The sequence below is a fragment of the Bradyrhizobium sp. 132 genome (assembly GCF_023074185.1).
In the GTDB taxonomy this organism is placed as follows: Bacteria; Pseudomonadota; Alphaproteobacteria; order Rhizobiales; family Xanthobacteraceae; genus Bradyrhizobium.
In genome coordinates this window covers 1-1,380 of the sequence record NZ_JADPKY010000026.1, presented here as the reverse complement: position 1 = coordinate 1,380, position 1,380 = coordinate 1, and the positions used below count along the sequence as shown (strand labels likewise).

The window sequence follows — 1,380 nt, the reverse complement described above, 5'->3', positions numbered from 1 at the left end:
TGAAGGAATCGAGCCCAAATGAGGGCAGTGAGCAACAGCTCATCGTCGGATTCCGCGCACGATCAGATGAATGAGCGGGCCAAGCCGGGCGTCGGAAGCCGCTATCATGTGCACGGCTCGAATCGGAGAAATATCAACCTCAGCGCTTCCGAGCTATCAGCTTCCCTCCATTAGTCAGATAATTCATGAACAAGGTCTATCCCGACGCCAAGTCGGCTCTCTCTGGCATTCTCAAGGACAACATGATGATCATGTCCGGAGGCTTCGGCCTCTGCGGCATCGCCGAGGAGCTGTCGGACGCGATCCGCGAGTCCGGCGTCAAGGGTCTGACGGTGGTCTCCAACAATGCCGGCGTCGACGGCATCGGCCTCAGCCGCCTGCTCGAAACCCGCCAGATCAAGAAGATGATCTCGTCCTATGTCGGCGAGAACAAGCTGTTTGCCCAGCAATTCCTTGCCGGCGAGCTGGAACTCGAATTCAACCCGCAGGGCACGCTGGCCGAGCGCATTCGCGCCGGCGGCGCCGGCATCCCGGCCTTCTACACCAAGACCGGCGTCGGCACGCTGATCGCCGAAGGCAAGGAAGTGAAGGAATTCGACGGCGAGAAGTACCTGATGGAGCGCGGCCTGTTCGCCGACCTCGCCATCGTGCACGCCTGGAAGGGCGACACCGCCGGCAACCTCATCTACCGCAAGACCGCGCGCAACTTTAACCCGATGATGGCGACCGCCGCGAAGATCACCGTGGCGGAGGTCGAGCACCTGGTGCCGGCCGGTGAACTCAATCCCGACCACATCCATACGCCCGGCATCTTCGTGAAGCGCATCGTCGAGGTCGGCACGGCCAAGAAGCGCATCGAATTCCGCAACACCCGCCCGCGCCCGAGCGCATGATCAGGAAAAGTGGAAGCCTTTTTTCCGATCAGATCATGCGCCACTAAAGAATCGACAGGAGCTCAAGATGGCCTGGACCCGTGAACAGATGGCCGCGCGCGCCGCGAAGGAATTGCGTGACGGCTATTACGTCAATCTCGGCATCGGCATCCCGACGCTGGTCTCGAACTACATCCCCGACGGCATGGACGTCTCCTTGCAGAGCGAGAACGGCATGCTCGGTATGGGCCCGTTCCCCTATGAGGGCGAGGAAGACGCCGACCTCATCAACGCCGGCAAGCAGACCGTGAGCGAGCTGCCCTCGACCTCCTATTTCTCGAGCGCGGATTCCTTCGGCATGATCCGCGGCGGCCACATGGACCTGTCGATCCTCGGCGCCATGCAGGTGGCTCAGAACGGCGATCTCGCCAACTGGATGATCCCCGGCAAGATGGTCAAGGGCATGGGCGGCGCGATGGATCTCGTCGCCGGCGTCAAGCGCGTCGTC

The 1,380-nt window shown here is 61.7% G+C and carries 2 protein-coding genes; both read left to right on the top strand.

Going from position 1 to position 1,380, the window contains the following annotated elements; all coding sequences use genetic code 11:
* Positions 1–185: 185 nt before the first annotated feature.
* Positions 186–893 (top strand): CoA transferase subunit A, encoded by a 708-nt coding sequence (locus IVA74_RS03245; RefSeq protein WP_122405582.1) that lies wholly within the window; start codon positions 186–188, stop codon positions 891–893.
* A gap of 67 nt (positions 894–960) precedes the next feature.
* On the top strand, positions 961–1,380 hold a 420-nt coding region (locus tag IVA74_RS03240; protein ID WP_276577007.1), incomplete at its 3' end, for a CoA-transferase.

Excerpts from the sequence above, each read along its gene's own strand:
- IVA74_RS03245 (WP_122405582.1), top strand. The coding sequence starts at position 186 with ATGAACAAGGTCTATCCCGACGCCAAGTCGGCTCTCTCTGGCATTCTC.